At 71.2% G+C, this 17,014-nt stretch carries 9 protein-coding genes; 5 read left to right on the forward strand and 4 right to left on the reverse strand.

Going from position 1 to position 17,014, the window contains the following annotated elements; all coding sequences use genetic code 11:
• Positions 1-94: 94 nt before the first annotated feature.
• Genes ACWD3I_RS34460 through ACWD3I_RS34470 form a run of 3 tightly spaced genes read right to left on the reverse strand, consistent with a single transcriptional unit; the run spans position 95 to position 5,396 of the window.
• The gene (locus ACWD3I_RS34460) at positions 95-2,422 is read right to left on the reverse strand and encodes a beta-galactosidase (protein WP_365404023.1); all 2,328 of its coding nucleotides are present in this window, start codon (positions 2,420-2,422) and stop codon (positions 95-97) included.
• Positions 2,422-4,185 carry a glycoside hydrolase family 35 protein gene (locus tag ACWD3I_RS34465; RefSeq protein ID WP_365404020.1) on the reverse strand — a complete coding sequence of 588 codons (1,764 nt, stop codon included), beginning with the start codon at positions 4,183-4,185 and terminating at the stop codon, positions 2,422-2,424. Before ACWD3I_RS34465 ends, ACWD3I_RS34460 begins: the two co-directional genes overlap by 1 nt.
• A 14-nt stretch (positions 4,186-4,199) precedes the next feature.
• A complete protein-coding gene (locus ACWD3I_RS34470; protein WP_451084261.1) occupies positions 4,200-5,396 on the reverse strand; it encodes an MFS transporter in 1,197 nt (398 codons plus the stop codon).
• 67 nt (positions 5,397-5,463) lie between these two features.
• Here ACWD3I_RS34470 and ACWD3I_RS34475 point away from each other — a divergent pair, with 67 nt between their 5' ends.
• On the forward strand, positions 5,464-8,550 hold the full coding sequence (locus ACWD3I_RS34475) for a beta-N-acetylglucosaminidase domain-containing protein (RefSeq protein ID WP_451084262.1): 3,087 nt from the start codon (positions 5,464-5,466) through the stop codon (positions 8,548-8,550).
• A 79-nt stretch (positions 8,551-8,629) separates the two neighbouring features.
• On the opposite strand, the gene ACWD3I_RS34480 is transcribed toward ACWD3I_RS34475, so the two are convergent.
• On the reverse strand, positions 8,630-9,394 hold the full coding sequence (locus ACWD3I_RS34480) for an SIS domain-containing protein (protein ID WP_365404014.1): 765 nt from the start codon (positions 9,392-9,394) through the stop codon (positions 8,630-8,632).
• Between the two features lie 187 nt (positions 9,395-9,581).
• Between ACWD3I_RS34480 and ACWD3I_RS34485 the strand changes: the two genes are divergently transcribed.
• From ACWD3I_RS34485 to ACWD3I_RS34500, 4 genes are all read left to right on the forward strand, one after another.
• Positions 9,582-10,463, forward strand: coding sequence for a MurR/RpiR family transcriptional regulator (locus ACWD3I_RS34485; RefSeq protein ID WP_365404012.1), 882 nt, complete (start codon positions 9,582-9,584; stop codon positions 10,461-10,463).
• A gap of 109 nt (positions 10,464-10,572) precedes the next feature.
• Positions 10,573-14,799, forward strand: a complete 4,227-nt coding sequence (locus ACWD3I_RS34490) for a glycoside hydrolase family 38 N-terminal domain-containing protein (protein WP_365404009.1) — start codon at positions 10,573-10,575, stop codon at positions 14,797-14,799.
• Entirely contained in the window at positions 14,796-15,473 is a 678-nt protein-coding gene (locus tag ACWD3I_RS34495) for a peptidyl-prolyl cis-trans isomerase (RefSeq protein ID WP_365404006.1), read from the forward strand. The genes ACWD3I_RS34490 and ACWD3I_RS34495 overlap by 4 nt, the downstream gene beginning before the upstream one ends.
• Before the next feature lie 164 nt (positions 15,474-15,637).
• Positions 15,638-17,014 carry an extracellular solute-binding protein gene (locus ACWD3I_RS34500; protein ID WP_365404003.1) on the forward strand — a complete coding sequence of 459 codons (1,377 nt, stop codon included), beginning with the start codon at positions 15,638-15,640 and terminating at the stop codon, positions 17,012-17,014.

Here is a 17,014-nt window from a genome sequence, read left to right on the forward strand (position 1 = left end):
GCCCAACCCGACGCCGCCAGGGGCGCGGGGCTGTATCAATTCGCGGCTCCGCCGCGTGGGCGCGACCAGCCCCCACGCACCCGCAGCCGACACGTCACCCCACAGCCCTACGGCGAACGGTCACCAGCTCCACCCGCTCGATGTCCGCCCTCCCCCAGCCGTCCCCGGCCTCCGGCGGAACGTACACATCGGCGCCCTCGAATCCAGGAAGCACCCGCAGCCGCAGCGCCCCCGCCGGGATCCGGTCCAGCCCGATGTCCCACACCCGCCCCGAGAAGAACTGGTCGGCGACAAGGGTGTCCCCCACGTAGGCGCGCCCCACGTCCCCGGTCCAGTGGATACGCAGCAGCGTCCCCGGCGGCAGATCCTCCGGCAGGTCGACCCGGTACTCGGCGGCTGCCGTGTCGAAGTACTTGTCGGCCGGCGCACTGGCCCGCCCCTGCACCCCCGTGGCGGGCTCGGGCGCGGGACCCGCGGGCCTGAGGAGCGTGACCGACGCTTCACCGGCACCGGTGCCGTTCGGCGGCAAGGTGTACCGGGTGAACACCCCGTCCGGCACCCCCTTCCGGACGGGCGGCGCGGGGAACACCGCGAACGAGGGCCGCTCCACGGTGCTGTGCAGCCGTACCTCACCCCGGTCGAAGACCACACCGCCGTCGGCCAGCACCAGCCGCTCGGCACCCCACACCTCCCCCCGGTAGGCGGTCCGTGCCGTGGCCGCGTCCAGCACCAGCAGCCCGACGCGGCCACCGGCCGCCGTCTCCACCTCGACCAGGGCATCGGTGCCGGGCCGCAGCCCGGTGACCAGTACCCGGCCGCCGGTGTACGCGACCTCCCCGGACGGCGTGCTCAGCGAGCCCACGGCGCCCTCGTCCAGGGCCAGTTCGGGTGCGATCCCCGCCACCGCGGCGAGCACCAGCACGGTCCGACCGCCGTCCTGGACCGTGCACACCGGCTGCGCCGTCGCCCACTCCACGCGCAGCCCGGCCACGTCGAGCCGCAGCGGCCAGCAGAAGGTGGCCCCCGACGGGACGGTCACGGGAGCGCTCGGGAGGCTCACCGAGCCGCCCTCGGAGAACTCCACCGTGAAGGACGTTCCCGGATGATCCGGCAACGGTTCGTGGGGCTGGTGGTTGTTGACGAACAGGAATCCCGAACCGCCGTCACCGCGCACGGCCCAGCGCAAGGTGTCCCGGTCGTCCTGCCCCCGCGGCCGCGTCGAGGGCAGCACCGACTCCATCGGCGCGACCAGATGCCCGAAGTCGGCCAACAGCAGGTGCTGTAGCCGGAGTTCGTCGTACGTGGCCCGGTACTGCCCGTACTCGCCGAGCGGTGCCTGGAAGTCGTACGTCAGGAGGGGCAGGTCGTTCGGGTAGCCGGTGGCGTGGGACTCCTGGAGGGAGGTCAGTTCGCCCGCGGGATTCGTGCCGCCGTGGAACATGTAGTAGCCCTGCCACACCGAGCCGCACCCGATCTTGGTGAGCCCGAGCGCGGCGATGTCGGCGGCGTCCACGCGCGGGCGCCGGTGGTAGGAGACGGCCATGCCGCCGCCCAACTCGCAGGTGGCCCAGGGGAATCGGTCCGCACTGGCGTCCGGGGCACTGCCGCGGACGTGCACCGGGCGCAGGTCGGATCCGATGCCCTCGTCATCGCGCTGGTGGGTGAAGAAGAAGTGCTTGCGGCAGGTGTCGGGCCAGCCGCCGCCGGCCTCGGTCCAGAAGGTCTCGGTGTAGCCGCCGTACAGCGGAAGCAGTTCGTCGGGCGGGAGTTGGACGCCTCCCCAGGCGGTCGACGTCCACAGCGGGGCACTCAGGCCGGCCTCCTGGGCCATGCGCTTGAGGGTGAGCAGATGGCCGGGCTGGTCGTAGAGCTCGTTCTCGATCTGGACGGCGACGATCGGGCCGCCGTTCGCCCGGTCGAGACCCCGCAGCTGCTCGGCGACGGCCTGGAACCAAGCGCCCACCGCCTCCAGATAGACCGGGTCGTCGGTACGCGGCACGCAGTCGCGGGCCGACACCCAGTCCGGCAGGCCGCCGTTGCGGACCTCGGCGTGCACCCAGGGGCCGATACGGGGGATGAAGTCCAGGCCGTGGCGGGCGCAGAGTTCGGCGAAGCGGCGCAGGTCGCGGTCGCCGTCGAAGCGGACGCGGCCCTCGATCTCCTCGTGGTGGATCCAGATGACGTAGCCGGCGACGACGGTGACACCGCCGGCCTTCATCTTGAGGAGTTCCTCCTCCCACTCCCCGGCCGGGTAGCGGGTGTGGTGGAACTCTCCGGAGACCGGGAACCAGGGACGGCCGCCGCGGGTGAGGTAGCGGCTGGTGACCGCGATCGGGTCGGGCACGCCCGGCGCGTCGGCGAAGGGGAGATGCCCGGTGAGCGGGGGCCCGGAGGGAGCGGGAACGCGCAGGCGGTGCGGCATCAGAAGTTCTCCGGGCCGAGGTCGGGGGTGTCGGTGAGACGGGCGGTCGTGCCGGTGGTGGCGTGCAGTTCGAACAGGACCAGTTCGTTGGTGCCGGGGCGCAGGACCGGGGCGGGCACGTACAGGGTGTGCTGGGGACCGCGGTTCCAGTAGCGGCCGAGGTGGAAGCCGTTGACCCAGGCCTGGCCCTTGGTCCAGCCGGGCAGGGCGAGGAAGGCGTCGGCCGGGTCCGTCACCTCGAAAGTGCCGCGGTGGAAGGCGGGTACGGCGTCCGTGGTGGCGTCCGACGCGGTGAAGGGCACGGCCGTGAGGTCGGTCAGGGGCAGCGGGTGGTTGTCCCAGGCGCGCAGGACGGTGCCGTTGAAGGAGACCGGACCGAGCAGGCCCTTGGGGGCGCCGATGCGGGGGCCGTAGTTGACGCCGCCCATGTTCTCCACGAGCACGTCCAGCGTGGCGCCGGGGCGGGGCACGACGACGGGCAGGGCCTCGTCGTGGTGGCGGCGTTCGAGTACGCCGACGGGGGCGCCGTCCAGGAAGACCTGAGCGCGGTCGCCGACGCCGCCCGCGAAGTGCAGCAGGCCCTGGCCGGCCGTGGGGACGGTGGTCCGGTAGAGCGCGTATCCGGAGCTGAGGCCCAACTCGTCCATCATCGCGGGGTCTTCGGTGCGCAGCGGGGCGGCGAGGGTGCCGGCGTGCGGGAGCAGTGCGGCGCTACGGGTCAACTCGACGGTGGTGGGCGGGAGTTTGGCGCCGGGGGCCGGGACCGGTTCGTCGGGGACGGGTGCGTGGCGGGCGATGACCTCGCGGAAGGCGTGGTACTTGGGGCCGGGGTCGCCGGACTCGGTGAGCGGGGCGTCGTAGTCGTAGGACGTGACGGTGGGCTCGTAGGCGTGCTTGTGGTTGGCGCCGTTGCTGAAGCCGAAGTTGGTGCCGCCGTGGAACATGTAGATGTTGACGGAGGCGCCCGCGGAGAGCAGCCGGTCCAGGTCGGCGGCGGCGTCGGCCGCGTCCCGGGTGTGGTGCGGGCCGCCCCAGTGGTCGAACCAGCCGATCCAGAACTCCGCGCACATCAGCGGGTCTTCGGGCCGGTGCGCACGGTACTGGTCCAGCGCCGCGTCGATCCGCCCGCCGAAGGTGCCGGCGGCCAGGACCCCGGGGAGGCTGCCGGCGGCCAGGTGCTCGGGGTCGGCCTGGTCGCAGGTGAAGAGGAACTCCTCGACACCCCTGTTCCGGAAGGCCTGTTCGAGGTGTTTCAGGTAGGCGCTGTCGTCGCCGTAGGCGCCGTACTCGTTCTCCACCTGCACGGCGATGACGGGACCGCCCGCCTCGGCCATGTGGGGCAGCAGCGGAGGCAGCAGCAGGTCGAGGTAGCGGTCGACGGCACCGGTGAAGCGGGGGTCGGAGCTGCGCAGCCGGATGTCCGGGTCCGAGGTGAGCCAGCCGGGCAGACCGCCGCCGTCCCACTCGGCGCAGATGAACGGGCCGGGGCGGAGCAGGACGTGCAGCCCCTCGGCCTTGGCGAGACTCAGATAGCGGGGCAGGTCGAGGAGGCCGTCCAGGACCAGCTCGCCCTCCGGATCGGGCTGGTGGAAGTTCCACGGCACATAGGTCTCGACGGTGTTGAGGCCCATCAGCCGGGCCTTGCGCAGCCGGTCGGCCCACTGGTCGGGGTGGACGCGGAAGTAGTGCATGGCGCCGGAGAGGATGCGGAACGGCTTGCCGTGGAGCTGGAAACCGTCGGACGTCGTCGTCAGTGCGGGCATGCGGGTGTTCCCCTTCAGTGCGAGCGGGATGGAGTACTGCGGATCAGCCAGAGGGTCGCGGCCAGGCACAGCGCCGAGACCCCTCCGAGTAGCAGCGGTACGGCCTTGATGTCGGACCACTCGATGACCTTGCCGAGTGCCGGTCCGGCCACCACTCCGCCGGCCATCGAGGCCGCGATGACCAGGGCTCCGGCCCGCCGGGCCTGCGGGGCGGCCTTGTGGAGCCAGGGCAGTCCGGTGGGGAAGATCGGCGCGATGAACAGACCGACGCCGGCATAGGCGTAGGGCGCCAACTCGCTGATGGACGCGAGCAGGAGACAGACCGTCATTCCGGCGCACGAGACCGTGATGATCGTCTGCGCCGAGAAGCGCAGTGCGAGGGGCGCGACCAGGAACCGGCCCACGGTCATCATCAGCCAGTACACGGAGGTGGCGGTGGCGGCGACCCCGGCGCCGTAGCCGACGGTCTCCAGGTGGGTGGGCTCCCAGCCGCCGACGCCGGCCTCGATGCCGACGTGCAGGACGTACAGCGCGACGAACACGGCGAGCACCGAGCCGAGGCTGCGGCCGAGGACCCCACCGGATTCGGGGACCGTGTCGGACGGCTGCGGCGCCTTGTCCCGTACGCCCTTCAGGCACCACAGCAGCGGCAGGTCGACCAGCGCGAAGGCGAGGAAGACGGCCGGGTAGTGCTCGGCGCCGACCGCGCCGATCACGGCCGGGCCGAGGATCGCGCCGATACCGAAGTGGGCGTTGAGGATGTTGAGCATCGCCGTCGATCGATGCCCGAAGCCGACGGCGAACAGCTGGTTGAGCCCGTAGTCGATACCGCCGAAGCCGAGCCCGGCCAGCAGGGCGGCGGCGAGCGCGATCGGCCAGTCGGGGGCGAGTGCGAAGCCCGCCGCGCCGACGGCCATCAGGAGGTACGAGGCGCCGAGGATCCGCCGGTTGCCGATCCGCCCGAACCACCGGTCGAAGAGCAGCACCCCGGCCACCCCACCCACGAAGTGCGCGCTCAGCCCCAGCCCGGCGGCCGACGGGGACAGCCCGAACTCCTCACGGAAGGCGGGGATGGCGGGCCCGTAGAGAGCCTGGAGCGCACCGATCAGAACGAAGCCGACGCACGAGGCGACGACGGCGGCCGGGCTGAACACCGGGGCTTCGACTACACGGGTTTCTCGGAGCACGACAGGAAATGTTACCGGTAACATCCCGCCCGTCAAGATTGCCGACAGCGGCACCATTGAATGATTCAATCAGCATCAATAGACTCCGCCGGTGGATGAATTCACCTTGCGTTCGAGACTCTCCAGGAGATCGGCGGGGGTGGCCGCCGTGCTGCTGATGGCCGCCGGTCTCACCACCCCGTCCCTGTCACCGGCGTCGGCCGCACCCCGGCAGCACACCCCCGAGGTCTGGCCGAAACCCCAGAGCATGCGGACCGGCCCCGACCGGTTCACGGTCCCCGACCGGGTCGTGGAGGTCGTCGGCCCGGACACGGACGCCTCGGCCCGCAGGGTCGTCGAGTCCGCCCTGCGCGAGGCCGGCGCCGACCGGATCGTGACGGTCGACAAGCCGCCCGCGTCGGCCGCCTTCACGGTCTACCTCGACGGCCCCGGCACCGCCGCCGCACTGAAACGCCTGGGCGCCCGGTCCCCGGCCGGCCTCCCTTCCGGCGGCTACGCCCTGGCGTCCGGGCGCCGGGACGGCCGTACCCTTCTCGCCCTCTCCGGATCCGACGCGACCGGCACCTTCTACGCCGCCCAGACCCTGCGCCAGCTCCTCGGCACCTCGGGCAAGTTGCCCGGGACCAGGATCCGCGACTGGCCCACCACCGCGCTGCGCGGAGTCATCGAGGGCTTCTACGGCACTCCCTGGACGCATGCCGAGCGCCTGAGCCAGCTCGACTTCTACGGCCGCACCAAGCAGAACGTGTACGTCTACTCCCCCAAGGACGACCCCTATCTGCGCGCCCGGTGGCGGGACGAGTACCCGTCCGCGGAACTGGCCCGGCTCAAGGAACTGGTCGACCGCGCCGCCGCCAACCACGTCCGCTTCACCTACGCGCTCTCCCCCGGCCTGTCCGTCTGCTACTCGTCCGAGTCCGACATCGCGGCCCTCACCCACAAGTTCGACTCGCTGTACGCGATCGGTGTGCGGTCCTTCGCGGTCCCGCTGGACGACATCAGCTACACCGAGTGGAACTGCGCCGCCGACGAGCAGGAGTTCGGAACGGGCGGAGGAGCGGCGGGCACGGCCCAGGCGCATCTCCTCAACAAGGTGTGGGAGTCCTTCTCGGCCGGCCACACCGGCCTCGACCCCCTGGAAATGGTCCCCACCGAGTACTCAGACCTCGCCGACTCCCCCTACAAGACGGCCCTGCGCGAGAAGCTGGACCCGTCCGTGGTCGTCGAGTGGACCGGCGTGGGAGTGATCGCGCCGACCATCACCGCCGCGCAGGTCGCCCAGGCCCGTGAGGTGTTCGGCCATCCGATCCTGATCTGGGACAACTACCCGGTCAACGACTACGTCACCAGCCGCCTCCTGCTCGGCCCGTACACGGGACGGGAGGCCGGCGTGGCCGAGGCGGCGACCGGCGTCACCGCCAACCCGATGGTCCAGGGCGAGGCGAGCAGGCTCGCGCTGTTCACCTCGGCCGCCTACCTCTGGAACCCGGACTCCTACGACCCCCGGGCCGCCTTCCTCGCCTCGGTCCGCGACCTCGCGGGTCCCGGCGCCGCCACATGGCTGCGGATCTTCGCCGAGAACAACTACTCCTCCCAGCTCGACCCGACCGAATCCCCCACCCTGACCGAACTCATCGCCGACTTCCGCACGGCGTACGAGCAGGACCGCGGGCTCGACCGGGCCGCCGCCGCGCTGCGCTCGTACTTCACCGACATGGCCGCCACACCCGCCGAGCTGCGCGCCCGCCTCGACAATCCGGGGTTCCTCGACGAGACGTCCGCCTGGCTGGACAAGCTCGGCCGGTACGGGAGCGCGGGGCGGACGGCCGTGGACCTGCTGCTCGCCCACAAGCGGGGCGACGCGGAGGCGGTGTCGAAGTACTGGGCCGGACTGCGGGACGCCCGCAAGGAGTTGGACGCCATACCCGAGCAGGTCTCGCCGGGTGTGATGGACCAGTTCCTCTATACGACGATGTTGGAGAACGCCCCCGACCCGGGCGTCGACGCCGCCTTCTCCCCGCGCTCGCTCTCCCTGAAGCCGGGCGCCTCCGAGACGGTGACGCTCGACCTCTCGGACAAGGAAGCCCGCACGGTCACCTGGAAACTGGACGTTCCGGACGGCGTCACCGCCTCGCCGGCCGAGGGCACTGTGACGGTCCCGGCCGGGGGCAGCGCCTCGGCCACCGTCACGCTGACCGGAGTCACCGAGGGCGTCCACTCGGTCGTGGTGTCGGGTACGGGCATCCTCGACCGGGCGATCCCGGTGCAGGTCACCGAGAAGACCGGTCCGCTGACGGCCCTGACCGCCAACTTCAGTGGCGCGTCCGTGAGTTCCATCGATCTGGGTTCCGGTGCGACCAAGGACATCGCCGTGGGCGCCAACCCCGGCGAGGTCGTGGTGAGCGCCGACGGCCGTACCGCCTACGCCGCCAACCAAGGCTCGAACACCGTCAGCGTCATCGACGTGGCGAACGGCTCGGTCACCGGCACGGTCGCCGTGGGCCGCGTTCCCGCCGGGCTCGCGCTCACGCCGGACGGCGGGACGCTGTGGGTGGCCAACTACACGGACGGGACGGTCCAGCCGGTGAACACCTCGACCCTGGTGGCGGGTACGCCGGTCGCGGTGGGCGACGGTCCCGAGAACATGGCGATCACCCCGGACGGCACGACCCTGTACGTGGCCAACATCCACGACAACACGGTCAGCCCGGTCGACCTCGCCACCGCGAAGGCGGGTACCGCGATCCCCGTGGGCCCGAGGCCCTTCAACGTCGTCGCCGCACCCGACGGCAGGACGGTCTACGTGTCCAACTCCGGCGGCTCGACGGTGACCCCGATCGACACGGCGACGAACGACACCGAGCCGACCCTCCTGGTCACCGGCCAGGCGTACGGGCTCGGCCTGTCTCCGGACGGCCGGACGCTGTGGGTCAGCCCCAGCACCGGGGACTACGTCACGCCCGTCGACACGGTGACCGGCGCCCCGGGCACCAAGGTCACGGTCGGCAGGTCGGCCTTCGACGTGGGCCTGGACTGGAGCGGCAGCACGGCGTACGTCACGACGGCCGACGGAAACAAACTGGTGCCGGTCGACACAGCAACCGGGGCCCCGGGGGCACCACTCACGACCGGCGCATATCCGCTGGCCGTGACCCTGACTCCGGTACCGGCGAAGTAGCGGCTCGCTTCCCCACCCAGGGGCGCGGGGGAACTGCGCGACCAGCCCTCACCGGCCCGCAGTTCCCCCGCGACCTTCTTCAGCTCGCCGTACGCCGGATTCGCCCCGCATACCGCTTCTCCAGCTCCAGGTTCCCCTCGAAGCCCCCCGGCACATTGGCCGAGACATACACCGGCGGCCGCTCACCGGCGGCAAGCAGCACAGCCGACGCCTCCGCCACCGCCATCTGCACCAGCATCACCCCGGTGAGCGTCGACAACGCGCACACCGCACCCCCGCCCGGCAGCTCCAGCAGCGCGTCCCCTCGCGGGGCCGCGTTGTCGAGGGCCACGTCGGCGAGGTCGACCAGCTTCTTGCCGCTGGAGTGGCCGGCCGGGACGGCATGGGTGTGGGAGAGGGAGGTGATGGCCAGCAGCTTGTGGCCCTGCTGCTTGGCGTGGAGGGCCATCTCGACGATGACGTTGTTCACGCCGGAGTTGGAGATGATCACGAAGAGGTCCTGGGGGCGGGGGGCCGCGAGGTCGTACAGCCGCGCTGCCACGCCCGGCTGCCGCTCCAGGAGCGGGTCGTCGAGGACGGACGGGGCGTCACCGCCGTACAGGACGAGGTCGGCGATGCTCAGTCGGTTCGTGGGCACCAACCCGCCCGCCCGGCCCGCGACTTCGAGGACCATGGCCTGGGAGTGGCCGGTACCGAAGGCCTGGATGACGCCGTCGGCGCGTACGCAGTCGGCGATCAGTTCCGCGGCGCGGGCCACGTCGGCGCGGGCGGACTCGGTGATCTGCTGAAGGACGGCCAGGCTCTGCTGCGCGAAGCCCTGGGCGCTGACGGACTCGACGGACACGCGGCACTCACTCCCCACTGATGGATTGAACCACCCTATACATCTCCATCGGTGAATCAATAAACCATAGGATGGCCACTGCATTCAATCGCCCCGCACATCGGGCCCGGCCTCGCCCGTGCCTCACCCGTGATTCCGGTCCTGGTATTCACCCAGTGGCCTGAACGGTGGCTGATACCTTCTTCTCATGCCTCCGACGGACGTCACGACACTGATCCGCACCGAGCTGCCCCGGCTGGCCGGCTCCCTGCGCAAGGTCGGCGAGCTGATCCTGGAGGATCCGGCCGCCGTCACCCACTGCTCGGCCGCCGAGCTGGGCCGCCGCACCGGAACCTCGCAGGCCACGGTGACCCGCTTCTGCCGGGCCATCGGCCTGGACTCCTATCAGCATCTGCTGATCGAGCTGGCCAAGGAGCACGGCCGCGGCGAGGTCTCCGACTGGGGCACCGCCGAGATCGGCCCGGACATCTCCCCGGACGACAGCCTGGAGCGGGTCGTGCAGGTCGTGGGCAACGCCGACCTGCGGGCCGTCCAGCAGACCATCGAGCGGATCGACCTCGACGCGATCGAGCGCGCCGCCCAGTCCATGGCCCGGGCCCGCCGCATCGACCTCTACGGCACCGGCGGCAGCGGGGCCGTGGCGCTGGAGACCGAGACCCGGCTGTTCCGTATCGGCTGCTCGGTGCGCGGCTGGACCGAGGTGCACGGCGCGGTCACGTCCGCGGCCCTGCTCACCCCGGCGGACGTCGCCGTGGGCATCTCGCACTCGGGGGCCACCCGGGAGACCATCGAGCCGTTCGAGCTGGCCAAGGAGCGCGGCGCCACCACGGTGGCGATCACCTCCGACCCTCGCTCACCGCTCGCCAAGGCCGCCGACATCCGGCTCGTCTCGTCCGCCTCGGAGACCAACTTCCTCACCGGCATCGGCGGCCGCCACTCCGTCCTGGTGCTGCTCGACTGCCTCTACGTCCGGGTCGCGCAGCTCTCCTACCAGCGCGCGAGCGCCTCCCTGGCGCTGACCGACCACATCGTGCCGCAGCACTCGGCGAAGGGTCGGCGCACCCGCTGACGGCAGTGATATTGCATAGATGATTCACCGAGAACACGCGTAGATGGTTGTTTGAACCATCCCTGCGGTGCCAGGATGGTGCTCCGCCGAGCATCCTCGTAGGAGACCCATGCGCGTCACCTCTGTCGAGTCGACCGAGCTTTTCGTCGGAACCGTCGAGCAGCCGTACCAAGTGGTGGTCGCCGAGATCAGCCACGTCCCCGGCCGCACGGTCCGTCTCACGGCCGAGGGCCCGGGCGGTCTCCGCGGTGTCGGAGAGACGCTGGTCACCACGGCTGACGACGGCACCGCACGCGCCGAGATACCCGTGACCGGCGAGGGCGACGAGATCACGGTCGTCGCCGTCGACGGTGAGCACAGCGACCGGCACACCGCCCCGTTCACGGCCGCCGAGCCCGGCTGGACCATGTTCATGGTCAGCCACTTCCACTACGACCCCGTCTGGTGGAACACCCAGGCCGCCTACACCGAGACCTGGGACGTCGCCGACGACCCGGCCTCCTCCGGCCTGCCGGCCCGCACCTTCGACTCGCGCGGCCAGTCCGGGATGAGCCTGGTGCGCGCCCACTGCGACCTCGCGCGACGCGACCCGGCGTACACCTTCGTGCTCGCGGAGGTCGACTACCTCAAGCCGTACTGGGACGCCTTCCCGGAGGAGCGCGCCTTCCTGCGCCAGCTGATCCGCTCCGGCCGCGTCGAGATCATGGGCGGCACCTACAACGAGCCCAACACCAACCTCACCGGCGCCGAGGCCACCGTACGGAACGCGCTGTACGGCGACGGATACCAGCGCGGGATCATGGGGGCGTCGCCCGAGACCGCCTGGCAGCTGGACGCGTTCGGGCACGATCCGCAGTTCCCCGGGCTGATGGCGGACGCCGGGGTCACCTCCAGTTCCTGGGCGCGCGGGCCGTTCCACCAGTGGGGGCCGACACTCTCCGTGTTCGGTGAGGAGCCCCGGGATCCCCAACGGATGCAGTTCCCGGCCGAGTTCGACTGGATCGCCCCCTCGGGGCGCGGCATCCTCACCGCGTACATGGTCAACCACTACGGCGCGGGCTGGGCGATCGACAACGCGCCCACCCTGCCGGCGGCCGAACAGGCCGCGCTCAAGCTGTTCAAGGGCCTGAAGAAGGTCGCGCTCACGCGCAACGTCCTGCTGCCCGTCGGCGGGGACTACGCGCCGCCCTGCCGCTGGGTGATGGGCATCCACCGTGACTGGAACGCCCGTTACGTCTGGCCGCGGTTCATCAGCGGGATACCCCGGGACTTCTTCGCCGCCGTTCGGGCGGAGTTGGCGGCGGAGGGCCGCAAGGCCTCCCCGCAGACCCGGGACATGAACCCGGTCTACACCGGCAAGGACGTCTCCTACATCGACACCAAGCAGGCCCAGCGGTACGGCGAGAGCCTCCTCGCCGACGCGGAGGCCTGGGCGACACTCGCCTCCCTCACCGCCGGGCACCCCTACCCGGACGCGGCGCTCGACAAGGCGTGGCGGCAGCTCGTCTACGGCGCCCACCACGACGCCATCACCGGTTCGGAGTCGGACCAGGTCTACATCGATCTCCTCACCGGCTGGCGGGAGTTGTACGACCTCGCCGAGACCGTTCACGCCGACGCGACGCAGGCCCTCGCGGACCGGGTCGTCCCGCTGCCGGGCGACGGCGCCGACCTGGTGGTCTTCAACTCCGCGACCTGGACGCGCAAGGACGTGCTGAGCGTCCGGGACGAGGGGCTCCTGCCGGTCGACGAGAGCACCGGGCTCCCCCTGCCCGCCGTGCGCGAGGAGGACGGCCGGCTGAGCGTCGTCGTACCGGACGTGCCCGGACTGGGCCTGAAGGCCGTCCCGCTCGCCGAGGGCACCGTCTCCGCGTGGACGCCGGCCGAAGGGGCCACGATCCGCAACGAGTTCTACGAGCTGACCGTCGACCCCGCGCGCGGCGGCGGCGTCAGCAGCCTGCGGGCCCTTCAGGAAGGGGCCCGGGAACTGCTGCGCGCCGGCGACATCGGCAACGAGCTCGTCGTGCAGGAGGAGTACTCGAGACACCCGCGCTTCGGCGAGGGCCCCTGGCACCTCACGCCGACCGGCACAACTGCCGCTCGCAGCAGGGACGTCAGGGCCGACATCGATGTCGAGCACTCCCCCGCCGGACAGCGCGTCACGGTCCGCGCCGACCTCGGCCTCTTCACCTGCACACAGCGGCTGACCCTCTGGAAGGGCGTCGACCGTCTCGACGTCTCCACGACCGTCGACGGGTACGACGGTGCCGACCGGCTCATCCGGGTGCGCTGGCCGTCCGACGTGCGCGGCGGGCTGCCGGTGCACGAGGTGGCGGACGCGGTGATCGGGCGCGGGTTCGGGTTCGTGGAGGTGGACAGCGAGCAGTTCCCGTGGACGCTGGACAACCCGGCCAACACCTGGTTCGGGCTGGGGTCGACCGCGCGGGTCGCCGTGCACGACGGCTCCGGCGCGCTCCTCGGGCACCGCTCGATCGGGGTCGCCGAACTGATCTACCCCGACTGGGACGTGGCCGGTGAGCTGGGCGCCGGGCTCGCCGCCGCCCTCGTCCGCGCCGGGGTCACCGCGACCTCGACCATCGCGGGCGGGCCCCGCTACGGCGACCTGGAGGTCGACTCCAACCTCCCCGACATCCGGATCGCCGTCGGCGGCCCCGACCGCAACTCCGTGGTCGCCGAGGCCCTCGGCTGGGACCCGGCCGCCGGCCGCGAACTCCGACGGCAGCTCGCCGAGAGGGACGTGGCGGTCGTGTGGGTCGCACCGCGCGCCTCGCTGCGGGAGGAGTGGGTGCCGGGAGCCGATCTGCGGGACCTGGAGCGGCTGCCGCTGCTCGTCGTGGCGGGCGGTGCGAACGACGCCAAGGCGGTCGACGCCCTCGTCGCCGACCTGGACGACTTCACCGTCACGGCCACCGCGGCGGGCAGCGGCGAGGCCCTGCCGCCCGGCGACGCCTGGGACGGCCGGAGTTTCTCGGTCCTGAACCGGGGCACGCCCGGCTGTGTGGTCACCTCGTCCGGCGACCTCCACATGTCCCTCATGCGCTCCTGCACCGGCTGGCCCTCCGGCATCTGGGTCGACCCCCCGCGCCGCACGGCCCCCGACGGGTCCGCCTTCCAGCTCCAGCGCTGGTCGCACACCTTCGAGTACGCGGTCGTCGCGGGCGAGGGCGACTGGCGGGAGGGGCAACTGCCCAAGCGCGGCCACGAGTTCAACCGCCCCCTCACCGCTCGGCTACGGACCAGGCCCGAGGAGGCGTTCCTGCCCCGGAACAGCTCCCTGTTCCAACTGGAGCCCGCGGGCGAGGTGTTGCTGGACGCCCTCAAGCCGACCGGCTCCCCGCTCGCCCGGGGCGGCACGGCACAGCCGGACCCGGGCAGCGGTGTCGTCGTCCGTGTGCACGAGGCGAACGGCCGTCCGGTGCGGGCGCGTCTGTCGCGGCCCCGCGGGTGGACGGAGGGCGCCCGGGCAAACGTGCTGGAGGCGCCCGGAGAGTCCCTCACGCCGGGTACGGACGGGATGCTGGAGCTCGACCTGGCCGGCTTCGAGGTGGCGACCGTCCTCGCCACACCCGCAGACGCCCTGGAGACTCCGCCGGACCCCGGAGTCGCCGCCGCCGAACCCGCCCAGCCGGTCCACACCCGCTACTGGCTCCACAACTCCGGCCCCGCCCCGCGCGGCAACATGCCGGTCGCCGTGTACGTCTCCCCCACCGCCCTCACCGTCTCCGGCCCCGTCACGGCGACCGTCCGGATCGGCTCGGAGCTCACCGACGCGCCGGTGTCGGGCACGGTGACCTTCGAGGTGCCTCCCGGCTGGTCCACCGAGCCCACCGAACTGCCGTACACGCTCGGCCCCGGCGGCTTCAGCCTCACCGAGGTCACGGTGACACCGCCACCCGAACCCGAACCCGGCCGACACTGGCTGGCCGCGCGGCTGTCGTACGGCGGGCAGATGTACGAGGACGTGGTGGCGCTCGACGTGCCGGACGGACACACAGGTCCAACGCTGGTGTCGCATCTGGGAGTCGACCGAATCGTCGTACGGCGAGACGAACACGCCCGCGTCCCCGTGACCCTGCGCAACACCACCCGGGGCCCCGTCAGCGGCACCCTCTGGGCGGTGTCCTCCTGGGGCACATGGCCCGGGATCGGACCGGGCGTCCAGGGCTTCACCGTGGCCGGCGGGGCGGAGACCGAGTGCGTGATCGACGTGGACGGCTCGGCGGTGCCACCGGGTTCGTACTGGCTGATGGCAAAAGTGGGCTGGCACGGCTGCGTGGCGTACACGGAGGCCGTGGAACTGGAGGTGAAACCGTGACAGAGGAATACGCGGCACAGGTACTCGGCAGACCGGTCCCCAAGGACCGCGTGGACGCCATTCTGGAGATTGTCCCGGCCCGCGACCGAGCGACCCGGCCAGATGCCCTGGCTCGGGCCGAGCGACAACGAAGGCGGTGGGCAACACAAGTCGTGGTGATAGACGAACTCGCCCAAAGGGCCTGCGCGCAGCGCAGCCCTAGGGGTGCGGGGCTGTATCCATCAGCGGCTCCGCCGCGGGGCGCGACCAGCCACGACGCCGCCGCACCCGAAAGACGACCCATCACGGCCCTCCCCGAGGAGCGCGACGTCGCCGACCTGGGCAGCATCGTCGCAGTCGCCCTGGCCCACTCCCAGGCCGCCCGCACCCTCCTCGAACAACTGGAACGCGAGCAGCAGATCCCCGAGGAGGCGGCGTACGACTACTACGACCGCAACCGCGACCGCTTCCTCACCCCCGCGGAGCTGACCCGCGGCGCCGACCCCTTCCACGAGACGTCGGACCTCCTCCCGTACGCCCAGGCCCGCGAGGGCATCATCCTCGAACTGCGCCGCGCGGCGGGTCGTCGCGCCTTCTTCGACTGGCTGGACCGAGCACGGGCCGACGTCGTGTACGCACCGGGGTACGAGCACCCCGGCGACCCCTCGCACCCGGACCACGAGCACCGGCACTGATCGGGTTGCTGACGCCGCACGGAACCACCACGGAACCGAAAAGCAACACGGCAAAGCATTGACCTCCGATGAATTCTGGTCCACCTTTTCATCAATCGGAGTCAAAGTTGGTTGATTGAACCAGCCACATCCCTGACTCGCCCGGTCGCAGGAGGGCCCATCACATGCGTGCAAAGAGACTGACCCGCACCTTGACCTGTCTCGCCGTTCTGTCGCTGACCGCCGCCGGCTGCGGCCTGTCGGGCGGCGGTTCGGACGACGGGGACGCCACGGCCGGCGGCTGCAAGGTCGACAAGGGCAACGTCGGGTCGGGCAAGCTGACCGGGGACGTCAACGGCACGATCACCTTCCAGACGACGAACCTGAAGAAAGACTTCGGGGACTTCTTCAACGGAGTGATCGCCGACTTCGAGAAGGCCCACCCCGGCGCCAAGGTCAAGTGGATCGACGACCCGGGCGACAACACCTTCACCAGCCGCACGGTCGCCGACGCCCAGGCCTGCACGCTGGCGGACGTCATCAACGTCAACGCGCCGACGGCCACGGCCCTCACCAAGGCCGGCTACCTGCTCAACGTCGGCACCAAGGACCCCGACGCGTCCAAGCCCTTCGTCCCGTCGTTCTGGAAGTCCAGTACTTTCAACGACGCCGACGGCAAGGCGATCCACACCACGCTGCCCTGGTACACCGGCGGTGTCCTCCTGACGTACAACAAGGACCTGCTGGAGAAGGCGGGCATCGACCCGGCGAAGCCGCCGACGAGCATCTTCGGGCTCTTCGCCGACTACGAGAAGATCGCCAAGGCCTCCGACGGCAAGTACTTCGCGACGATGGCCAACCCCATCTGGCGCATCCCCGCCGACTTCGACCAGATGGGCATCAAGGTCCTCTCCACCGACGGCAAGTCCGCCGTCTTCGCCGACGACCCGCGCACCACCCAGTGGGTCGCGTGGATGGCGAAGCTCTACAAGGCGGGCGCGATGCCGAAGGACTCGCTGTCCTCCAGCAACGACCCGTCCACGCTCTACAGCCAGGGCAAGGTGGCCTACGGTTCGACGAACCCGAGTTTCGTGCGGTTCGTGAAACAGAACAGCCCGTCGGTCTACGACAAGACGGCCGTCGGCCAGCAGCCCTACGACGCGCTCGGCCGCGCCTCCGCCGGCGCCCCGCAGTACATCTCGGTCGCCGCGACCAGCAAGCACGCGGCCACGGCACTGTCGTTCGCGGAGTTCCTCACCAACGCCGAGAACCAGACGGCCTGGTGCAAGGACCCGGCCGTGGTGATCTTCCCGACCACCACGGAGTCGCTGAGCGACCCGTTCTTCCAGAACGCCACCGGCAGCGACCCGTTCTCCCAGGCCCGCAAGCTCGTCGCCGACCAGCTCAAGACGGCCGACACCAACCAGACCAACCTCTCCCCGGCCGTGCAGAACGCGATCGTCTCCCAGGTGCAGCTGGCCATGCAGGGCAAGAAGAGCGCGGCGGACGCGGTGAAGGACGCCCAGGAGAAGGCCGACGAGCTGCTGAAGCAGGCGGGCTGA

It is taken from the genome of Streptomyces sp. NPDC002817 (genome assembly GCF_053592055.1).